The sequence below is a fragment of the Micrococcus sp. MS-ASIII-49 genome, from assembly GCF_000946635.1.
Taxonomy (GTDB): Bacteria; Actinomycetota; Actinomycetes; order Actinomycetales; family Micrococcaceae; genus Micrococcus; species Micrococcus luteus.
This window is the reverse complement of sequence record NZ_JXSP01000179.1, coordinates 1-19,308: the sequence shown is the minus strand read 5'-3', so window position 1 is coordinate 19,308 and position 19,308 is coordinate 1. Positions and strand designations below refer to the sequence as shown.

Below are 19,308 nucleotides of genomic sequence, written 5' to 3'. Positions count from 1 at the left end.
CAAGAACCTCATGACCCACAACATCTAGCGACGCCCGGTGGGGTGGCGCGGATCACGGCTGACTACACTCGCGCCCATGACCCACACCTCCGCGCCCTCCGTCCTGCCCGCCGACCACCCGCTGGCGACCCCCTCCGACCTGCCCTACGGGCTGCCCGACTTCTCCGCCGTCTCCGACGCGCAGCTGGCCGAGGCCGTGCGCGCGGGGATGGCGGCCCAGCGCGCCGAGGTCGACCAGATCCTCGGGGCGGCCACGGCGCCGACCTTCGAGAACACCGTCCGTGCGCTCGAGCTGTCCGGCCAGCTGCTGCGCCGCTCCGCCGCGATGTTCTTCACGCTCGTCGGCTCGGACGGCACGGATGCGCGGCAGGCCCTGGCCGAGGAGCTCTCCCCCGAGCTCGCGGCCCACGAGGACGCGATCCTGCTGGACCCGCGGCTGGCGGCGCGCGCCGCTTCGATCGACGACGGCGGCCTCACGGGCGAGGACGCCCGCCTGCTGGAGACGCTGCGCCTGCGCCTCTCCCTGGCGGGGGCGGACCTGGACGAGGCCGCGCGCGAGGAGCTGCGCGGGATCAACACGGAGCTGGCGTCCCTCTCGGCCGCCTACACGCGCCGCCTCGTCGCGGACACCGCCGCCCGCGCCGTGCTCGTCACGGACCGCGAGCGCCTGGCCGGTCTGAGCGAGGACGACCTGGCCGCGGCGGCGGGGGCGGCCGCCGAGGCGGGGCACGGGGACGGGGACGCGGCGGCGGGCCCGTGGCTGCTGACGCTGTCCCTGTTCACGTCGCAGCCGTGGCTGGCGTCCCTGCAGGACGAGGGGATGCGGCGCGAGGTGTTCGAGGCGTCGACGGGCCGGGGCGGGTCCGGGGAGCACGAGACGCTGACGACGGCGATGGCGATGGTGCGGCTGCGGCTGCGCAAGGCGCGGCTGCTGGGGGCGCAGAGCTGGGCCGAGCAGGCGCTGAAGGACCGGGCGGCGCCGTCGACGGCGGCCGTGGAGGAGCTGCTGGCCGCGATGGCGCCGCGGGCGATGGCCAACGCGCGGGCGGACGCGGCGACGGCGGCGGCGCACGCGGGCCGGACGGACGCCGAGGTGGCCCCATGGGACTGGCCGGCGCTGTCCGCGGCGTACGCGCGGGAGGAGTTCGCGGTGGACGCGGACGCCCTGCGCCCGTACTTCGAGCTGGACCGGGTGCTGACCGAGGGCGTGTTCGCGGCGGCGACGGCGCTGTACGGGCTCACGTTCGCCGAGCGCCCGGAGCTGGCGCGGCACCTGTACCGCCCCGGGATCCGGGTGTTCGAGGTGACGGGTGAGGACGGTGCCGGGGTGGGTCTGTTCGTCGCGGACCTGTTCGCGCGGCCGACCAAGTCGGGCGGTGCCTGGATGCACACGGTGCGGGACATGGCGGACGCCCTGGGCGAGCGCCCGGTGGTGTTCACCACGATGAATGTGCCGGCCCCGGCGGCGGGGCGTCCGGCCCTGCTGACGCTGGATGAGGCCACGACGCTGTTCCACGAGTTCGGCCACGCCCTGCACGGGCTGCTGGCCCGGGGCGAGTACGCCTCGCTCACCGGGACGAACGTGCCGCGCGACGTCGTCGAGTTCCCGTCGCAGGTCAACGAGGTGTGGCTGCGCGAGCCGTCCCTGCTGGCCGCGTACGCGCGGCACGTGGAGTCGGGCGAGCCGCTGCCGGCGGGGACGCTGGAGCGGCTCGAGGCGGCGGACCTGTGGGGCGAGGGGCACCGCACGGTCGAGTATTTGGGCGCGGCGCTCGTGGACTGGGCCTGGCACTCGCTGACGGAGGAGACGGTGGACGCCGCCACGGCCGACCCGGCCGCGTTCGAGCGCCGGGTGCTGACCGAGGCGGGCATCGACCCGGACCTGGTGCCTCCGCGCTACGGCACCGGCTACTTCAAGCACATCTTCGGCGGCGGCTACGCGGCCGGGTACTACTCCTACGTGTGGGCCGAGGTGCTGGACGCGGACGCCGTGGAGTGGTTCCGCGAGCACGGCGGGATGACGCGGGAGAACGGCCGCCGGTTCGCGGACGAGCTGCTCTCGCGGGGCGATACGCGTGACCTGCTGGAGTCCTACCGCGCGTTCCGTGGCCGGGACGCCGAGCTCGAGCCGCTGCTGCGCCGTCGGGGGCTGGCGGACGCCGCGGCCTGAGCGCGGTCAGCGCCCCCGGCCGCCGGGGCGGGGGGCGCTGAGCACGGCGCGCAGCCAGCCGCGCACGGTGGTGTCCCACTTGCGCGGGTCCACGTTCTGCTCGCGGGTGTGGCGGGCCTGGTGGAAGCGGACGAACCGCACGAGGTCCGGGTTGCGCTCGGCCAGGTCCTGCGAGGGGCCGACGGGCACGTACTCGTCGTCCTCGGAGTGCAGGATCAGCGTGGGCACACGCACGTGGTCGGCGCGGGTCACCCAGTCCAGGGCCTTGAGGTCCACGGGGGCGGCCAGGCCCGTGATGAACCGGCCGGCCCGGTTGGCCAGCAGCCACTGGCCGAGCAGGCCCACGGCTTCGGGGATCCGGTTGAGCCGGGCCTGGTGGCGCAGCACGTCCACCCAGTCGATGACGGGGCCCGTCAGGACCACGCCGCGCACGTGCGGGGCCAGCGGGGAGCGGTCCACGGTCTGCAGCACCACGGCCCCGCCCATGGACCAGCCGAAGAGGACGACGTCCCGGGCGCCGTGGTCGAGGGCGTAGCGGATGGCCGCCTCGACGTCCTCCCATTCGGTGGTGCCGAGCCCGTAGCGGGCGTCGGCGGCGTCCGGGGCGTCGCCGTCGTTGCGGTAGGAGATCAGCAGCGACGTCATGCCCAGGCGGCGGGCGGTCGGCACGGCGCGGATGCCCTCGTTGCGGCGCGCGCCGCGGCCGTGGACCATCACCGCCCACAGCCCCTCCGCGGGACGGGGTTCGCCGTCCTCGCTGGGGTCCGGCTCGATGCGCCATGCGCGGGCGTGGCCGCCGGGCACCGGCACCTGCACGTCCTCGGCGTCGAGCCCGGCGTCGGCGGGGGTCGGGTAGACGAAGCCGGTGAACCGGCCCCGGGTCGCCGTCGTCAGATCGCCGGAGAAGACCTCCTCGACCGCGCGCTGCACCGTGCCGTCCCGGGGGTCGAAGGAGGTGATCTCCCCGATGCGGGCGCATCCGGCGCCGTCGTCGAACGTGAGGGAGTACTGGCCGGGCACGGTGGTGTACTCGTCGGCCTGCAGGATCACGTCCTGCCCGGCGGGCGTGTCGACGACGGCGAGGATCGGCGTGGACTCGGCGTGGCGGCGCACGGGGGTCACCACGGTGCGGGCGAACACGCCTGCGAGCGCCGAGCTCGCCCCGGCCAGCACGAAGGCGGAGGCCGCGGCGACGCTGAGCACGGGCGGGGCCCAGCGGGCCACCGGGGAGGCCACGGCCACGCCGCCGCGCACCGATCCGGTGACTCCGCGGCGGACCAGGCGGCCCGCTCGGCGGACGCGGGAGTCGCGACCCCCGGCCCGCCGGGCTGCCACGGTGACGGCGGCGGCCAGGGCGGGCGGCAGGTCGGCGGGGTGGGGACGGGGACGGCGGGGTCGTGCGGCCATGCGCGCCATTGTCCTCCACGGGCGGGCGCGCCCGCCAATGCGACGCCGGTCGGGAACACGACGGCGCTCCGGACCGTTGCACCGGGCATGACCGAGACTCCCCACACCCCCCATGACGGCCCCACCCCCGACCCCGCGCGGGACGTCCCCGCTCCCGAGCAGACCCTGGCCGCCCCGGGCGGCGCCCGCCTGACGGACGAGGAGTGGGCCCGACGGCTCACGCCCGAGGAGTTCCAGGTGCTGCGCCGGGCCGGCACGGAACGGCCCTTCACGGGCGAGTACTGGGACTCGCACGTGAAGGGCGTGTACGCGTGCCGGGCGTGCGGATCCGAGCTGTTCCGCTCGGACGAGAAGTTCGACGCGCACTGCGGCTGGCCCTCGTTCTTCGCACCGCTCGCGGAGGACCGGGTGGAGTACCTGAAGGACACCACCCTGGGCATGGAGCGGATCGAGGTGCGGTGCGCGGCGTGCGGCTCCCACATGGGTCACGTCTTCGCGGGCGAGGGCTATGACACCCCCACGGACCTGCGCTACTGCATCAACTCGATCTCGCTGCGCCTGGCCCCCGCCGACGACGCGGCGGCCCCGGACGGGGCGCGCTGATCCGGTGCGGGAGCGCCGTGGCGTCCACGGCGCGCCCCCGCGGCCCGCTGGGCCCCGCAGCCTAGGCTGACGGGCATGAGCGTGATCGGGCCCCGTCGCCTCTCCGCCGCCCCCGGGGCGGTCGAGGCGCCCGTGCCGCCGGGGGTGTTCCGGCGTGCCCTGGCGGACCTGCGCGATGCGCGGCCACGGACCGAGGTGCGGCTGCGGGAGATCCCGGCACCCGAGGGGCAGGCGCCCTTCGCCGTCGCCCTCGCCGCCGACGTGTGCGACGGGCCGGGCGCGACCGGCGGCGTGCTGGCCACGGGGCGGTTCGTCCTCCTGCACGACCCGGCCCCGGACGCCCGGTGGCCGGGAGGCTTCCGGGCGGTGACATGGATCCGTGCGAGCCTGGAACCGGACGTCGCACTGGACCAGCTGGCCGGCGCCGTCGCGTGGACGTGGCTCGTGGAGGCGCTCGAGCGCCGCCACGCCGAGCACTCCCACGCCGGCGGCACCGCGACGCGCAGCATCGCGGAGGGCTTCGGGACGCTCAGTGCGGCCCCGGACACCACCGACATCGAGCTGCGCGCCTCGTGGACCCCGGCCCCGCGGGACCTCGGCTCGCATCTCGAGGCGTGGTCGGACATGATCTGCGCGTTCGCCGGTCTGCCGCCCGAGCACGCCGCGGACGTCCACACGGCCGGCCCCTGACCGCGCGCCCGCGCCTCCGACACACCGGGCCCCGGCCCGTCCCCGCCCCGACCTCCCCGAACAGGAGCAGCATGACCGACGCCCCCGAGACGGCCGCCCCGGACGCGCCCCCGCGGCTGATCGCCACACCGGCCGGTGGAGTCCCCCGGCTCACCGACACCCGCGCGGGCCTGGAGGCCTGCGCCGCGGCGCTCGCCGCGGGGACCGGGCCCGTCGCCGTCGACGCGGAGCGCGCCTCCGGGATCCGGTACGGCCAGCGGGCTATGCTCGTCCAGCTCAAGCGCGAGGGCGCCGGCATCTGGCTCGTCGATCCCGAAGCCCTCGACGGGCTGGCCCCGCTGCAGGAGGCCCTCGCGGGCGTCGAGTGGATCCTGCACGCGGCCAGCCAGGACCTGCCCTGCCTGGCCGAGCAGGGGCTGCGCCCCGATCGGCTGTTCGACACCGAGCTCGCGGCCCGGGTGTCCGGCCTGCCGCGCGTCGGCCTGGCCGCGGTCCTGGAGGAGCTGCTGGGGGTCACCCTCGCCAAGGAGCATTCGGCCGCCGACTGGTCGGTGCGTCCGCTGCCCGAGGCGATGCTCACCTACGCGGCGCTCGACGTCGAGCTGCTCGTCCCGCTGCGCGAGGCCCTGATCGCGCGCCTCGAGGCCGACGGCAAGCTCGCGTGGGCCGAGCAGGAGTTCGAGCACGTGCGCACGGCCCCGCCGCCCACGCCGAAGAAGGACCCCTGGCGCGGCACCTCGGGCTCCCAGACGCTGCGCCGCCCCGTGCAGCGCGCGGTCCTCAAGCGCCTGTGGGAGGCCCGCGAGGACCTCGCCCGCCACCGCGACGTCGCCCCCGGCCGGCTCATCCCGGACCGGTCGATCGTCGCCGCCGCGGCCGCCCAGCCGCGCACCGTCCCCGCCCTGCGCCAGACCTCCGGCTTCCACGGCCGCGCCGCGAGCCGCGAGGCCCCGCGCTGGATCGCCGCGATCCGGGCCGGCGTCGAGGACGCCGAGCGGGACGACGCCCCCGCGGCGCAGATCCGCACCGGGGACGGCCCGCCCCCACCCCGGGCCTGGAAGGACCGGGACCCGGTGGCGGACCGCCGCCTGCGCACGGCCAAGGCCCGCGTCGCCCGACGGGCCGAGCAGCTGGGGATGCCCACCGAGAACCTCCTCACCCCGGACACCCTTCGGCGGATCTGCTGGACCCCGCCCGCCCCGATCACCCCCGAGACCGTCGACGCGTTCCTGACGGAGCGGGGCGCGCGCCCGTGGCAGGTGGAGAACGTCGGCGCGATCGTCACGGTCGCGCTCCTCGACCCCGATCCCGCCGGCGCCTGAGCCCCCGACGCGGCCGGCCGGATCGGTCCGTCGCGTCGCGTCGACGCCGAGGCTACTCGCCGGTAGTGTGACCCGCATGACATCCGTTTCTCTTGCTTCCTTCGACCACCTGCCCGCCCTGGCCCCGGATGAGGTCGTCACCACCGTCACCGTGACCGACCACGCCCTGCCCGATGGCGCGGGCACGCTCGCGCTGCTCACGCTGGACAACGGGCAGGGACCCCGCCGGCCCGCCACCCTGGGCCCGGCCACGCTCCTCGGCCTCGGCCGGGTGCTCGACGAGCAGGCCGCCCGGGCCGCCGCGGGCGCGATCCAGGCCCTGGCCGTGACCGGTGTGGAGGGGACCTTCGCGGCCGGGGCGGACCTGTCCCTGATCGCGGGCCTCACCGACGACGTCGGCCGCGACCTGGCCCTGCTCGGCCACGCCGTCTACGACCGGCTCGCGGCCCTCGAGATCCCCACGGTCGCGCTCGTGAACGGCCTCGCCCTCGGCGGCGGCCTCGAGCTGGCCCTGGCCGCCGGACACCGCGTGGTGGCCGCCGATGCGAAGGGCTTCGGCCTGCCCGAGGTCCGGCTCGGCCTGATCCCCGGCTGGTCCGGCGTGTGGCGCGTGCCCCATCTGATCGGCCCGGAGGCCGCCGTCGACGTCGTGCTGAAGAACCCCCTCGACGACAACCGCATGCTCGACGCCCGCGCGGCGCACGGGCTCGGCCTGATGGACCGGATCGTGGAGGGGGACCTCCTCGACGCGGGCCTCGAGCTCGCCGCCGCCCTGGTCGCCGGGGACGAGTCCGTGGCGGCCGAACTGGCCGCCCACCGCGACCGCGACGTGTCCGACGCCGCCTGGGACCGCGCCCTGGCGGCGCTGGAGCGGCTGCAGGCCGCTCGCCCCGGACGCCACCTGCCGGCGCGCCGTCACCTGGAGGACCTGTTCACCGGCGCCCGCACGCGCACCCGCGCCGAGTCCGCCCAGGCCGAGGCGGACGCCCTCGGGACGCTGCTGCACTCCCCCGAGTTCCGGCGCACCGTGTACGCGTTCCTCGGCCTCGTCCAGGGCCGCGCCAAGCGCCCCGCCGGCGACCCGGGCCGCGAGCTCGCCCGCGAGGTCCGCAAGGTCGGCATCGTCGGTGCGGGCCTGATGGCCGGCCAGCTCGCCCTCGTCTTCGCCCGGCACCTGCGGGTGCCCGTCGTGATGACGGACATCGACGCCGAGCGTGTCGAGCGCGGCCTGGCGGGCGTGCGCGCGCAGGTCGAGAAGATGGTCTCCCGTGGACGGCTCTCCGCCGAGGACGGCGAGGCCCTGGCCGGGTTGATCACCGCGGACACGGACAAGGCGGTGTACGCGGACGCCGACATCGTCATCGAGGCCGTCTTCGAGGAGCTCGAGGTCAAGCGCACCGTCTTCCGCGAGCTCGAGGGCATCGTGCGTGAGGACGCCATCCTGATGACCAACACCTCGAGCCTGTCCGTGGCCGCCATGGCCGAGGTCCTCGAGCATCCCGAGCGCCTCGTGGGCTTCCACTTCTTCAACCCGGTGGCGGTCATGCCGCTCGTGGAGATCGTGCGGACCGAGGCGACGACGGACGAGGTCGTGGCCACCGCGTTCGAACTGACCCGCCGGCTCCGCAAGACCGGCGTGCTCGTCCACGACGCCACCGCGTTCGTGGTCAACCGCGTCCTGCTGCGCATGATGGGCGAGGTGCAGAACTCCTTCGACGAGGGCACCGACGCGCACGAGGCCGACCACGCGCTGGACCCGCTGGCCCTGCCGATGACGCCGTTCACCCTCCTGGCCATGGTCGGCATCCCCGTGGCCCAGCACGTGTCCGAGTCCCTCTCCGCGTCCTTCGGCGCGGAGCGCTTCCCGGTCTCGGCGAACCTGCAGCGCCTGATCGACGCCGGCAAGACCGCGATCTGGGCCAAGGACGTCCGCCCCGACCGGCGCGACGAGGAGGCCGCCGGCGCGACCGGCGAGCAGATCCCGGAGGCGACCGCGGCCCTGCTGGAGCAGGGCTCGACCCCGCAGACCTCCGAGGAGCTGCTGCGCCGGGTCGAGGACGCGCTGGCCGAGGAGATCGGCCTGCTCCTGGACGAGCGCGTCGTCGCGGCCCCCGAGGACGTGGACCTGTGCATGATCCTCGGCGCCAACTGGCCCCTGCACCTGGGCGGCATCACGCCGTACCTGGACGACTGCGGGGCCGCCGAGCGGGTGAACGGGCGGCGCTTCCACCCGGCCGCGCAGGCCTGACCGGCCCCGGCCGGGCCGTCCGCGACGGCCCGGCCCACGGCTCAGGCGATCGGCAGCCCGGCGAACGTCACCACGTGCGCGTCGAGCCCGGCGGTCGCCGCGGCCTGGTCGGCCACGGGGGTCGAGGCGGTGCCCCCGCCCCAGTCGGAGGCGACCACGGCGCCCTCGCGCACGAGGTGCGCCCCCAGCTCCACGCCGTCCGCGACGACGGCCACCCGCACGTCCGACCCGCCCGCGTCCGCCGGGCGCAGCTCGGCGCGGGGCACGCGCAGCCCGCCCTGCAGGGGCGAGGCCTCCTCGAGCCGGTCCACGGCGAGCGGGCCTTCGGCGGCCACCCGCGCGAGGAGGAGGTACTCCGCGTACGAGGGCAGCACCGCGGCGTCGATGCCGGCCCGCTCACGGTCGATGCGCACCCGCTGGGCTCCGGCGGAGTCCTCGTGGGTCGTCCATGCCCAGCCGTCCCCGTCGGGCGTGAAGCCGACCTGCGTCTGGGCGAGGTAGCGCTCGGGCAGTCCACCGCGGGCGGCGCGCTGGGCGGGCGTGGGGGCGAAGCCCATGCGGGTGGTCAGCACGCCGTCCTCCAGCACCCGGTGCAGGAAGCCGACGTGCACGTCGTCGAGGGTCACGGCCTCCCACCGCTCGAAGGGAGTGAGGTCGAAACGGGCGGCGCCGGTGGGGCGCGGGGCGGGGTGGGTCACGGCGGTGCTCCTGGGGCTCGGGGGTCCGTCCCCCCGATCCTCGCACCCGTCGGGCCCGGTCGCATCCGCCCTCGCCACGGGCGATAATGGGTCGATGACCACGCAGGACTCCCCCCTCACCCCGAACTCCTCCCGGTCCGGCTGCTGCGACGACCACGCCCGCCCGGACACCTCCCGCCGCACCGTCCTGGGCCGCGGCGCCGCCGTCGCCGCCGCGGGTGCCGGCACACTCGCGCTGGCCGGCTGCACGGACCGGCTGCGTGAGAAGGACACCGCGCAGGACCACTACACCGGCTCCGACGCCGTCGACGCGCTGCCCGCCGCCGAGCTGCCCGTGGGCGCCTCCCGGGAGGTGCAGGTGCAGGGTAGGACGCTGATGATGCATCGCGTGGACGAGACCACGGTGACCGCCTTCACCAACGTGTGCACGCATCAGGGCTGCCTGCTCCAGGTCGTGGACCGGCAGGAGGGCCCGGCCTACGCCTGCCCCTGCCACGGCTCGCACTTCGACGTCACCTCGGGGAAGCCGTTCGGCGGCCCGGCCCGCAAGGCCCTCATGGACTACGACGCGGCCGTCGTCGACGACCGCATCGTCGTCAAGCTCTGAGCCCGGCTCATTCCTCCGGCGCGCCGTAGCGCCGGCGCGGGGGCACCACGACGGCGGAGCGGTCGTTGGGGTCCCACGCCGGCTGCTCGCGCCGCCGCGCCGGGTAGTAGCGGTGCCGCCACCAGAACCAGATGAGCGCCCCCAGCACCGGCAGCAGCAGCATGAGGCCGACCCACGGCAGGCGCGCCCGGGCGTCCAGGGGGCTGCGGCCCAGCGAGACGAAGCCGGCCACCCACAGCGCACCGGCCACGACGGACACGGTCCAGCCCAGGGCGGCCTCCCCCGGCGTCGGCACGAGCGGGGTCGCGGCGGCCGCGCCGGTCAGCGCGCCGGCCATCAGAAGAGCGCGACCTTCTCCGGGCCCGGGAACAGGGCGTCCAGCTCGGCCAGGTCCTCCGCGGTGGCGAGCCAGTCGGCCGCCGCCGCGTTCTCCACGACCTGCTCGGCACGGGTGGCGCCGGCGATCACGGAGGACACCGGTCCCTGCGCCGCCAGCCACCCGATCGCGGCCTGGACCTCGGTGATCCCCCGCTCCCGGGCGAACCGGCCGAACGCGGCCAGCTGCTCCAGGTCGGCGTCGGCCACCATGTGCTGGCGCACGTGGGACAGGCGCGAGCCCTCGGGGGCGTCGCCCTGCGAGTACTTGCCCGTGAGCAGCCCGTTGGCCAGCGGGAAGTACGGCAGGACGCCGAGCCCGAACTCGGCCGCCGCCGGGACCACCTCGAGCTCGGCCCGGCGGTCCAGCAGGTTGTAGTGGTTCTGCGCGGACACGAAGCGCTCCACGCCCAGCTCGCGGGCCACGTACTCGGCCTGGGCGATCTGCCACCCGGCCCGGTTCGAGTGGCCCACGTAGCGGACCTTGCCGGCGCGCACGAGGTCGTCGAGCGCGCGGAGGGTCTCCTCGATGGGCGTGGCCGGGTCCGGGGTGTGGAACTGGTAGAGGTCGATCCAGTCGGTGCCGAGGCGGCGCAGGGAGTCCTCGACGGCGCGCACGATGTACCGGCGGGAGCCCCGCGCGCCGCCGTCGTCGCCGGCGACACCGCCCATGTCCATGCCGAACTTGGTGCCGATCACCACCTCGTCGCGGCGGGCGCCCAGGGCGCGGCCGAGCCGCTCCTCGGACAGGCCGGGCTCGGCGCCGTAGACGTCGGCGACGTCGAAGAAGGTGATGCCGGCGTCGAGCGCGGCGTGGACGACGGCGTCGGTGCCGGCCTGCTCCAGCGTGGCGGTGCCGGGGCGGCCGAGGTTGTTGCAGCCCAGGCCGACGACGGAGACGGTCAGCCCGGAGCGGCCGAGACGGGTGTGGCGCACGGGTCAGCCCTCCTGCTCTGCGGTGCGGACGTCCACCTTGTTCGGCTGCACGCCGTCGGCGCGCTTGGCGGCCGCCGGGATCTCGGCGGCGGCCTTGCGGGCGTGGGGGGTCCGGACGCGCAGCACGAGGGCACCGGCCTCCTCGACGACGTCCTCGACCTCGCCAAGACCGCGCCAGGCCAGCTGGTGGGTCACCTCGACGCGCAGCCGTTCCACGGTGCGCCGCTCGATCACCGTGGCCTCCCGGCCGCGGAGCCGGTAGGCCACCGGCAGCACGGCGAAGGTCGCGGGGTCCGCCTCGGCGAAGCCCTCCTCCGCGCCCTGCGCCACGAACGCGGCCAGCAGCTGATCACCCTCGGCCTGGTCGGCCAGGGGCTGCTCCCCGACGGTGCCGGGCTGGCCGACCCGGCCGTGGTGGACCACGAACTCCCCGGCCTCCGCGTCGGCCCATGCCTCGCGGTACTCGAAGAGCCGGGCGCCGTCGTCGCCGACGCGATCACGGTACAGCCGGACGATGCTCATGCCTGCTCCTGGTGGTGGGGGGCGGCCGCGTCCTCGGGGACGGGCCGGGCGTACGGGACCTTGGCGCCGAGGACCTGGGCGACGGTGTCCTGGGTGATGCGCTGCGCGGTGAGGCCCACGCGGGCCAGCACCTGCTCGCGGCTGCCGTGGGCGAGGAACTCGACCGGCAGGCCGACCTCGTTCAGGGCGGTGTCCACGCCGGCCGCGCGCATCTCCTGCCGGATCCGCGAGCCGACGCCGCCGGCCCGCACCCCGTCCTCGAGGCACACGACGATCCGGTGGCGGGCGGCCGTGTCGATCACGGACCGGGCCACGGGCAGGACCCACCGCGGGTCGATCACCGTGGCGCTGATGCCGTGCCGCTCGAGCCGTTCGGCGACGTCGAGGCCGAGCTCGGCCATCGCGCCCACCGCCACGATCAGCACGTCCCGCTCGGCGCCGTCGCGTCCGCCGGCCTCGCCGCGCCGGGCGAGCACGTCCGTGCCGTCCGACAGCCGCTCCAGGGCGCGCACCGGCTCGCCGACCGAGCCCTTCGCGAACCGCACCACGGTGGGCGCGTCCTCGACGGCGACGGCCTCGCGCAGCTCCTCCCGGAGCGTGTCCGCGTCGCGGGGCGCGGAGATCCGCAGCCCCGGGACCGACTGCAGCAGGGCCAGGTCCCACATGCCGTGGTGGCTCGGGCCGTCCGGCCCGGTGACGCCCGCGCGGTCCAGCACGAACGTCACGCCCGCACGGTGCAGGCCCACGTCCATGAGCACCTGGTCGTAGGCGCGGTTGAGGAAGGTCGCGTAGACGGCCACCACGGGGTGCAGGCCGCCGAAGGCCATGCCGGCGGCCGACGTGACCGCGTGCTGCTCGGCGATGCCGACGTCGAACACCCGGTCCGGGTGGGCCAGCGCCATCGGGGCCAGGCCCACGGGGTTCTGCATGGCGGCGGTGATGGCCACGACGTCCGGCCGCTCGTCCGCGATCGCGACCATCTCTTCGCCGAACACGGAGGTCCAGGACTGGGCCGTCGACGAGGTGATGGGCTCGCCCGTGGAGGGGTCGATCACGCCGATCGCGTGGAACTGGTCCGCCTCGTGCGCGACCGCCGGCGGATAGCCGTGCCCCTTCTCGGTCATCGCGTGGACGATCACGGGCCCGCCGTACGCCCGCGCGTCCTCGAGGGCCTCCTCCATGGCGATGAGGTCGTGACCGTCCACCGGGCCGATGTACTTCATGCCCAGGTCCTCGAACAGGCCCTGCGGCGCCCAGAGGTCCTTGAGGCCCTTCTTCGCCGCGTGCAGCGGCCGGTACACCAGCTCCCCCGCGAGGCCAGCCTCCTGGAGGCGGCGCTTGAGGTAGTCGAGGGTCTGCTCGTAGCGGTGGTGGGTGCGCACCTTGTCCAGCACCCCGCGGCGCAGTCCGCCCAGGTGCTCGGCGACGCCGCCCACGGTGGGCGCGTACGAGCGGCCGTTGTCGTTGACGACGATCACCACGCGCCGGTCCCGGCCGGCGGCGATGTTGTTGACGGCCTCCCAGGCCATGCCCCCCGTGAGCGCACCGTCGCCGATCACGGCCACCACGGTGCGGTCCCCCTGCCCGGTCTGCGCCCAGGCCCGCGCGATGCCGTCCGCCCAGGAGAGCGAGCTGGAGGCGTGCGAGGACTCCACCACGTCGTGCTCGGACTCGGTGCGGTCGCCGTAGCCGGACAGACCCCCCTCCTGGCGGAGCGTCGTGAAGTCCTGGCGTCCGGTGAGCAGCTTGTGCACGTACGACTGGTGGCCCGTGTCGAAGATGACCGCGTCCTTGGGCGACTCGAACACGCGGTGCACGGCCAGCGTCAGCTCGACGACGCCCAGGTTCGGTCCGAGGTGGCCGCCCGTCTTGGAGACGTGGGCGATCAGGTAGGCGCGGATCTCCGCCGCCAGCGCGGTCAACTGGTCCTCCGTGAGGGCCGACAGGTCCGCCGGGCGGGCGATCTGCGGCAGCAGCGGGGCGCCGGGGCTCGTGGGGGGCAGATGTTCCATGGTGCGACCAGCCTACTCCGCGGCTCCGCACCCGGGCGGGACGCGGGCGGCGGCCCGCGCGGGCGGGCCCCGTGGATCAGGCCTTCGCGGCGATCTGACGGAGCACGTACTGAGACATGCTTCGCTCTGCCTGGCGATAGTCGCACAGCTTCCGTCGGCTCTCAGGATCCCTGTCTCGATGGGACGCCCGACGATGCAACCGGACAAGACCAATTTCTCTTGGGTGATCGGCGGTACTGGGATCGTCTTCTCACCACGGTGATGTTCACGAGACGACGCAGCTGATCCCGTCACGACGGCGAGCGAGGTGAGCCCGTCCGTTCGGGCCTCGATTCCATCTGCGACCAGAGCCGCCGAGCCGATGTTCTCCATCGCAGCCTCAGCGCTGCCACCCCGGGTCGATTGGATCTTGGCCGGGCGATTCCACGCCCGCCGATCGACATCGACTTGATACCCGGGAGGGGTATAGCGTTGACTGGACCAGAACGAACAGGAGACTTCATGCGCAAGCACCTCATGACCACCGTCGCCGCAGGAGTGCTCGGAGGAGCGCTCGTGTTCACCGGCTGCAGCACCGGCGGCGGCCAGGACCAAGGGACCCCCTCGACGACCAGCCAGCACGAGGGCCACGGCAGCAGCTCTGACAGCGGCGGGATGGAGCATCCGATGGACGGCGGCCCCGCCCCCGAGGGCATCGAGACGGCTGCGTCGCCCACATACCCGGTCGGCACCGAGGTCACGCTCACCGCCGACCACATGGAGGGCATGGACGGTGCGAACGCGACGATCGCCGGCGCGTACGACACGTACACCTATGCGGTGGACTTCACGCCGTCCGCAGGCGGGGAGCCGGTCAAGGATCACAAGTGGGTCGTCCAGCAGGAGATCAAGGACGCCGGAGATGAACGTCTGGCCGACGGCACCGAGGTCACTCTCGAGGCCGAACACATGGAAGGCATGAAGGGCGCGAAGGCGACCATCGCCTCCTCCACCGAGGAGACCGTCTACATGGTCGATTACGAGTCCGACGGCATGACGATGACCAACCACAAGTGGGTCGTCGAGAGCGAGCTCAAGCCGGCCTCCTGAGCCGATCGCCGCGGGCGCGCTGAAGGTCCGCGGCGAAATACGACCCGATCGAAGGAAAGATCGGGGAATGACGAGGGGAAGCGAAGAGCATGACGGACCCGACCACGCATCACCATGACCACGCCGGCGTCGCGACCACCGAGTCCGGCCACCGTGACGACTCGCGCGCCGAGAACGAAGACCACACCATGGAACACGGTGACCACGCCGGGCACGGTCATCACGGCGGTGGTCACGCGGGCCACGGCGACCACGTCGGCCAGTTCCGGCGGCTGTTCTGGATCAACCTGATCATCGCCATCCCGGTGGTCGCGTTCTCCCCCATGTTCGCCATGCTCCTGGGCTACTCGGTCCCCAGCTGGGCGGGCTGGGTCGCCGCAGTCCTCGGCTCCGTCATGTACGCCTGGGGCGGCACCCCGTTCCTCACCGGTGCTGTCAGCGAGCTGAAAAGCCGCCAGCCGGGGATGATGCTGCTCATCGCGCTCGGCATCACCGTAGCGTTCCTCGCCTCCTGGGCCGCCACTGTCGGTCTCGTCCACCCCGAGCTCGAGTTCTGGTGGGAGTTGGCGCTGCTGATCGTCATCATGCTGCTGGGCCACTGGATCGAGATGCGCTCACTGGCCCAGACCACCTCGGCGTTGGACTCCCTCGCCGCGCTGCTCCCTGACGAGGCTGAGCGTATAGAGGGAGACGACGTCGTCAAGGTCGACCCGGCAGAGCTGCGCGTCGGCGACGTCGTCATCGTCCGGCCTGGCGGCAGCGTCCCCGCCGACGGCACCATCGTCGACGGCCGCGCCGACATGGACGAGTCCATGATCACCGGCGAATCACACCCCGTCGCCCGCGGCGAGGGCGAGAACGTCACCGCCGGCACCGTGGCCACCGACTCCGGCCTGCGCGTAGAGATCACCGCCACCGGCGACGACACGGCTCTGGCGGGCATCAACAGGCTCGTCGCCGAGGCGCAGGGCTCATCCTCCCGTGCCCAGCGCATCGCCGACCGGGCTGCGGCCCTGCTGTTCTGGTTCGCCCTCGGAGCTGCGCTGATCACCGCCGTCGTCTGGACGCTCTTCGGGCTCCCCGACGACGCGGTCGTTCGCACCATCACTGTCCTCGTCATCGCCTGCCCCCATGCGCTGGGTCTGGCGATCCCTCTGGTCGTGTCCATCGCCACCGAGCGCGCCGCCCGCGGCGGCGTCCTGATCAAGGACCGCCTCGCCCTGGAGTCCATGCGCCAGGTCGACGCGGTGCTCTTCGACAAGACCGGCACCCTGACCAAGGGCGAGCCCACCGTCACCGGCGTGGAGCCGACCGGCGGCCTGAATGCCGAACAGCTCCTCGCCCTGGCCGCCTCCGCCGAGGCCGACAGTGAGCACCCCCTCGCCCGGTCCATCGTCACCGCCGCCAAGGAGAAGGGCCTCGCCGTCGAACCGGCCAGCGGGTTCACCTCCTCCCCGGCGGTCGGCGTCACCGCGACGGTGGCCGACCATGAGATCCGCGTCGGCGGACCCCGTCTGCTCGAGGAGACCGGCCAGGACGAGATCGGTGTCGCCGACGAATGGCGGGCAGAGGGTGCGATCATCCTGCACGTCCTCCGCGACGGCAAGGTCATCGGCGGTCTCAAGCTCGCCGACGAGGTTCGCCCAGAGTCCCGCGACGCCGTCGATGCGCTCCATCAGCTCGGCGTCGAGGTCGTCATGATCACCGGCGACGCGGAAGCCGTGGCGAACGAGGTGGGAAGAGAGCTCGGCATCGACCGGGTCTTCGCCGGCGTCCGCCCCGAGGACAAATCCGCCAAGGTCGACCAGCTGCAGAAGGAGGGCAAGAAGGTCGCCATGGTCGGCGACGGCGTCAACGACGCCCCTGCCCTGGCCCAGGCCGACGTCGGCATCGCCATCGGGGCCGGCACCGACGTCGCCATCGCCTCTGCAGGTGTCATCCTCGCCAGCTCCGACCCGCGTAGCGTCCTCTCGGTCATCCAGCTCTCCCGTGCCGCATACCGTAAAATGAGGCAAAACCTGTGGTGGGCCGCAGGGTACAACTTGCTCTCTGTGCCGCTCGCGGCTGGCGTGCTCGCACCCGTCGGCTTCGTCATGCCGATGTCAGTAGGCGCGATCCTGATGTCGATCTCCACCGTCGTCGTCGCGCTCAACGCCCAGCTGCTGCGTCGCATCGACCTCGCCCCAGATGCCAGCACCCGCTCCGTCCTGGAGCACCAGAAGTGAAGGACGCACTCGTGACCACTGAAACTGCAGCCGATGAGACCGGTGCCGACACCGGAGCCCATCGGCACGGCTACATCAGTGACAAGGACCGTTACCGCAACCGCATGAAGCGCATCGAAGGCCAAGCCCGCGGCATCACGAAGATGATCGACGACGAAAAGTACTGCATCGACATCCTCACCCAGGTCTCGGCCCTCACCCGCGCCCTGCAGGGAGTGGCGACCGGTCTGCTCGATGACCACCTCAAGCACTGCGTGCTCGACGCCGCCAAGAAAGGCGATGAAGACGCGGCCATCGCCAAGATCCAGGAGGCCACCGACGCCATCAATCGCCTCGTGCGCTCCTGACACCATCCGATTTCGTCAACACAGGGTGCCTCGGACCGGTGGGCCCCAGATCAGGACAAGGCTCTTGATGTCTCCGGGCAGGCGTGCTTTGCACGTCGTCGCGCCCTTGGCACCGGCGAACTCGGGATGCCTTCTGTCTAACCTGACGACATGAACACGTTCACCTGAGAAAAGAGTTGGGCATGCCACTTGCCATTGTTGCTCCGATCCAGTCCTCCAGGAGCCGCCTGAGGATCTGCGCGGCCTTGACCGGTCTGGCGACCAGCGCCGTCCTCCTGCTCAGCGGCTGTGCTGATGCGGGACCGTCCGCTGATGCAGGATCCGATCACTCACTGGTGGTCGAGCACAATCTAGACGGATTGAATGCTCGCGAGATCATCAAGCGCCTCGACTCAACGAAGGTGACAGATCGCTCGTCTGAATTCATCGCGTCGATTGAACCGGACCAGCTTGTACTGACCGACGACCAGAACAATCAGACCACCCTGCCGATGCCAGAAGACGAATTCTACGTCTCTATCGCCCCGTATCGCAGCCAGACTCACGAATGCTACTTCCACAGCCTCACGACCTGCACCGGCGAACTCGCCAATACTGACGTCCACGTCACCGTGGTCGAGGCGACGTCCGGGGAGACCCTCCTCGATGAAACGCTGACGACGTACGACAACGGATTCGTCGGGGTCTGGCTGCCGCGTGGAATTGACGCTACTCTCACTGTCTCAGCTGAAGGCCGCACCGCGAAAAAGGCCATCTCGACCCGCCCCGACGACCCCACCTGCTTGACCGGTCTTCAGCTGGTTTAAGGCCCAGGTCTCATGCTCCTCTGCAGCGCCGACAGATCAGGCGTCGAGACGTCCCATCCTTGGACTCCCACAGGGTCTCGGCGTCCCGATGTGAGGATTCGCCCGAGAGCCGGCTTCAGAGTCATCGCAGGGCATCACCAGACCGGGCTGAAGCCTCGTCGACCAATATCAACCAGTGCCAACTGAAGAGCACTACATCGCTCACTCTGTTTCACGATGTGCATTTCGGGGGATCCTCTCTGTCCAGGTCCTCACGCTCATACCTGCCGGTGCTGAGCCTCGCCGAGCTTCTCGAGCACTTGACCTGGATCGTCGATCAGTTCGAACACGCCACTCGGGCGTGTCCGACAATGCCGTCGACCACGCGAGCACAGCATTCAGGACCACGGCAGCCCAGTACACGATCGCGTACTCGTCGTACCTGCTCGCCAGGCCCGGCCATTGCTTCAGGTGCGCGTCCTGGCGCTCGATCACGTTCCGGCCCGTGTAAGCCTCCGAGTCCAGGCCCACGGGTCGGCCGCCGGCCGAGCCGCGGCGTCTGCGGTGGCCCTGCTGGTCAGCCGGTTGGGGAGAACGGCCTTGATGCCACCGGCGCGCAGATGGGTGCCGATCGCCCGCGATGAGTACGCCCTCTCGCCCAGCACCGTCGACCAGCTGATGGGTCTTCGTGCTCAGCCCGCTCCGTGAGCGCCCGAGGCCGTGATCGGCGGGCTCTTCACGCGGATTCCTTGTCGTTCGATCCAGCCCCTCTGAGCCGGGTGGTGTTCCTCGCGTGCTGATGGGCGCGGGCGATCGTGGAGTCGACCGAGACCGACCAATCGATCAGGATTTCGGCATCCGCTGCAGGTGGTCCGTGTTGCCAGCACCGTGTCCCAGGTGCCCTCTTCGGCCATGCGGCCGTGCCAGGTCCACACTACTCAGCCAGGGCCCGGAGACCTCGGGCAGGTCCCGCCACGGGATCGAAGCACCTGTCCCGGTGGATGATGGCGTCGACCATCGTGACGGCATCGGCGAACGGCCGGCCCTGCCGGCCTGTGGGGGCGTGGGAGAGCATCTGGAACCGGGACGTGTCTTCGAGGGCGCCAGCCGACCCTGGATTCATTGTCAGACACGCCCTAGGCCCGTCTGGCCCGAGGGTGAGCCGGACTCTGAACTGGGGGATGAAGAGCGGTCGTGCACCGGGGTCGGCCCCAGCGGCCACGACGACGGCGGCCCGCCGCCCTCCGCACGGAGGGCGGCGGGCCGCCGTCG

Annotated in this window: 16 protein-coding genes and 1 pseudogene; 10 read left to right on the top strand and 7 right to left on the bottom strand. The window is 73.0% G+C overall.

Annotated elements, in window-relative coordinates:
- The first annotated feature begins 76 nt into the window (after positions 1-76).
- Complete coding sequence (locus SJ20_RS11470; protein ID WP_036380983.1) at positions 77-2,170, top strand: M3 family metallopeptidase; 2,094 nt, start codon at positions 77-79, stop codon at positions 2,168-2,170.
- Positions 2,171-2,176: 6 nt separating this feature from the next.
- Here the strand turns inward: SJ20_RS11470 and SJ20_RS11465 are convergent, their stop codons facing one another.
- Positions 2,177-3,577 carry a S9 family peptidase gene (locus tag SJ20_RS11465; protein WP_020627847.1) on the bottom strand — a complete coding sequence of 467 codons (1,401 nt, stop codon included), beginning with the start codon at positions 3,575-3,577 and terminating at the stop codon, positions 2,177-2,179.
- Between the two features lie 87 nt (positions 3,578-3,664).
- Here SJ20_RS11465 and msrB point away from each other — a divergent pair, with 87 nt between their 5' ends.
- From msrB to SJ20_RS11445, 4 genes are all read left to right on the top strand, one after another.
- On the top strand, positions 3,665-4,180 hold the full coding sequence (gene msrB / locus SJ20_RS11460; protein ID WP_020627848.1) for a peptide-methionine (R)-S-oxide reductase MsrB: 516 nt from the start codon (positions 3,665-3,667) through the stop codon (positions 4,178-4,180).
- Between the two features lie 75 nt (positions 4,181-4,255).
- Positions 4,256-4,870 (top strand): DUF3000 domain-containing protein, encoded by a 615-nt coding sequence (locus tag SJ20_RS11455; protein ID WP_020627849.1) that lies wholly within the window; start codon positions 4,256-4,258, stop codon positions 4,868-4,870.
- 71 nt (positions 4,871-4,941) lie between these two features.
- The gene (locus SJ20_RS11450; RefSeq protein WP_036382839.1) at positions 4,942-6,192 is read left to right on the top strand and encodes an HRDC domain-containing protein; all 1,251 of its coding nucleotides are present in this window, start codon (positions 4,942-4,944) and stop codon (positions 6,190-6,192) included.
- 76 nt (positions 6,193-6,268) lie between these two features.
- Positions 6,269-8,440 carry a 3-hydroxyacyl-CoA dehydrogenase NAD-binding domain-containing protein gene (locus SJ20_RS11445; protein WP_036317899.1) on the top strand — a complete coding sequence of 724 codons (2,172 nt, stop codon included), beginning with the start codon at positions 6,269-6,271 and terminating at the stop codon, positions 8,438-8,440.
- Positions 8,441-8,481: 41 nt separating this feature from the next.
- On the opposite strand, the gene SJ20_RS11440 is transcribed toward SJ20_RS11445, so the two are convergent.
- Positions 8,482-9,138: a hypothetical protein gene (locus SJ20_RS11440; protein ID WP_036382836.1), complete on the bottom strand. Its 657-nt coding sequence runs from the start codon at positions 9,136-9,138 to the stop codon at positions 8,482-8,484.
- Between the two features lie 94 nt (positions 9,139-9,232).
- Between SJ20_RS11440 and SJ20_RS11435 the strand changes: the two genes are divergently transcribed.
- Positions 9,233-9,745, top strand: coding sequence for a Rieske (2Fe-2S) protein (locus tag SJ20_RS11435; RefSeq protein WP_020627853.1), 513 nt, complete (start codon positions 9,233-9,235; stop codon positions 9,743-9,745).
- Between the two features lie 7 nt (positions 9,746-9,752).
- Here the strand turns inward: SJ20_RS11435 and SJ20_RS11430 are convergent, their stop codons facing one another.
- Genes SJ20_RS11430 through dxs form a run of 4 tightly spaced genes read right to left on the bottom strand, consistent with a single transcriptional unit; the run spans position 9,753 to position 13,590 of the window.
- Positions 9,753-10,082, bottom strand: coding sequence for a PLD nuclease N-terminal domain-containing protein (locus SJ20_RS11430; RefSeq protein ID WP_020627854.1), 330 nt, complete (start codon positions 10,080-10,082; stop codon positions 9,753-9,755).
- The gene (locus tag SJ20_RS11425) at positions 10,082-11,056 is read right to left on the bottom strand and encodes an aldo/keto reductase (RefSeq protein ID WP_020627855.1); all 975 of its coding nucleotides are present in this window, start codon (positions 11,054-11,056) and stop codon (positions 10,082-10,084) included. The genes SJ20_RS11430 and SJ20_RS11425 overlap by 1 nt, the downstream gene beginning before the upstream one ends.
- Before the next feature lie 3 nt (positions 11,057-11,059).
- Complete coding sequence (locus SJ20_RS11420) at positions 11,060-11,578, bottom strand: hypothetical protein (RefSeq protein ID WP_044659996.1); 519 nt, start codon at positions 11,576-11,578, stop codon at positions 11,060-11,062.
- Complete coding sequence (dxs, locus tag SJ20_RS11415; protein WP_044659995.1) at positions 11,575-13,590, bottom strand: 1-deoxy-D-xylulose-5-phosphate synthase; 2,016 nt, start codon at positions 13,588-13,590, stop codon at positions 11,575-11,577. Before dxs ends, SJ20_RS11420 begins: the two co-directional genes overlap by 4 nt.
- Before the next feature lie 501 nt (positions 13,591-14,091).
- On the opposite strand from dxs, the gene SJ20_RS11410 reads away from it, so the two are divergent.
- From SJ20_RS11410 to SJ20_RS11395, 4 genes are all read left to right on the top strand, one after another.
- Positions 14,092-14,679 (top strand): YdhK family protein, encoded by a 588-nt coding sequence (locus tag SJ20_RS11410; protein ID WP_036382830.1) that lies wholly within the window; start codon positions 14,092-14,094, stop codon positions 14,677-14,679.
- A gap of 89 nt (positions 14,680-14,768) precedes the next feature.
- Positions 14,769-16,904 (top strand): heavy metal translocating P-type ATPase, encoded by a 2,136-nt coding sequence (locus SJ20_RS11405; protein ID WP_036382829.1) that lies wholly within the window; start codon positions 14,769-14,771, stop codon positions 16,902-16,904.
- An 11-nt stretch (positions 16,905-16,915) separates the two neighbouring features.
- On the top strand, positions 16,916-17,251 hold the full coding sequence (locus tag SJ20_RS11400) for a metal-sensitive transcriptional regulator (RefSeq protein WP_270618289.1): 336 nt from the start codon (positions 16,916-16,918) through the stop codon (positions 17,249-17,251).
- A gap of 182 nt (positions 17,252-17,433) precedes the next feature.
- On the top strand, positions 17,434-18,057 hold the full coding sequence (locus SJ20_RS11395) for a CueP family metal-binding protein (protein ID WP_044659994.1): 624 nt from the start codon (positions 17,434-17,436) through the stop codon (positions 18,055-18,057).
- 336 nt (positions 18,058-18,393) lie between these two features.
- Here SJ20_RS11395 and SJ20_RS12380 read toward each other — a convergent pair.
- Positions 18,394-19,159: pseudogene (locus tag SJ20_RS12380) on the bottom strand (transposase); the annotation flags it as partial.
- Positions 19,160-19,308 lie beyond the last annotated feature (149 nt).

Excerpts from the sequence above, each read along its gene's own strand:
- SJ20_RS11445 (WP_036317899.1), top strand. The coding sequence starts at position 6,269 with ATGACATCCGTTTCTCTTGCTTCCTTCGACCACCTGCCCGCCCTGGCC.
- SJ20_RS11430 (WP_020627854.1), bottom strand. The coding sequence starts at position 10,082 with ATGGCCGGCGCGCTGACCGGCGCGGCCGCCGCGACCCCGCTCGTGCCG.
- SJ20_RS11395 (WP_044659994.1), top strand. The coding sequence starts at position 17,434 with ATGCCACTTGCCATTGTTGCTCCGATCCAGTCCTCCAGGAGCCGCCTG.
- SJ20_RS11435 (WP_020627853.1), top strand. The coding sequence starts at position 9,233 with ATGACCACGCAGGACTCCCCCCTCACCCCGAACTCCTCCCGGTCCGGC.
- SJ20_RS11420 (WP_044659996.1), bottom strand. The coding sequence starts at position 11,578 with ATGAGCATCGTCCGGCTGTACCGTGATCGCGTCGGCGACGACGGCGCC.
- SJ20_RS11450 (WP_036382839.1), top strand. The coding sequence starts at position 4,942 with ATGACCGACGCCCCCGAGACGGCCGCCCCGGACGCGCCCCCGCGGCTG.
- SJ20_RS11470 (WP_036380983.1), top strand. The coding sequence starts at position 77 with ATGACCCACACCTCCGCGCCCTCCGTCCTGCCCGCCGACCACCCGCTG.
- SJ20_RS11465 (WP_020627847.1), bottom strand. The coding sequence starts at position 3,577 with ATGGCCGCACGACCCCGCCGTCCCCGTCCCCACCCCGCCGACCTGCCG.
- msrB (WP_020627848.1), top strand. The coding sequence starts at position 3,665 with ATGACCGAGACTCCCCACACCCCCCATGACGGCCCCACCCCCGACCCC.
- SJ20_RS11405 (WP_036382829.1), top strand. The coding sequence starts at position 14,769 with ATGACGGACCCGACCACGCATCACCATGACCACGCCGGCGTCGCGACC.
- SJ20_RS11455 (WP_020627849.1), top strand. The coding sequence starts at position 4,256 with ATGAGCGTGATCGGGCCCCGTCGCCTCTCCGCCGCCCCCGGGGCGGTC.
- SJ20_RS11410 (WP_036382830.1), top strand. The coding sequence starts at position 14,092 with ATGCGCAAGCACCTCATGACCACCGTCGCCGCAGGAGTGCTCGGAGGA.
- dxs (WP_044659995.1), bottom strand. The coding sequence starts at position 13,590 with ATGGAACATCTGCCCCCCACGAGCCCCGGCGCCCCGCTGCTGCCGCAG.